Genomic DNA, 244 nt, shown 5'->3' on the forward strand with positions numbered 1-244 from the left:
CAGCCGGTCGGCTGGTTCGCACCTGGCAGCCCCGAGACCGTGGTTCCCCGTCGTTTCCCGATCTTCATTCTGGACCGAGGTCCTGATGACATGGTCTACGGCTTTCCGGACTTCGAACAGCGCGGCGAGTGGCGGCAATGCGCGACCGAGCCATGGGCCCAGCGCCAGGATCGCGCGCTCGGCGAAGAACTCTTCGCTATCCGTGCGGATCGACACGCCGTCGTGGTGCGGCATGAAGCTCGCG

The 244-nt window shown here is 66.0% G+C and carries 1 pseudogene; it reads left to right on the forward strand.

The window, feature by feature from the left end:
* Nucleotides 1–244: pseudogene (locus G8O24_RS43540) on the forward strand (hypothetical protein); the annotation flags it as partial.

Origin of the sequence: Bradyrhizobium campsiandrae, from assembly GCF_014529705.1 — a bacterium.
GTDB classification, from domain to species: Bacteria; Pseudomonadota; Alphaproteobacteria; order Rhizobiales; family Xanthobacteraceae; genus Bradyrhizobium; species Bradyrhizobium campsiandrae.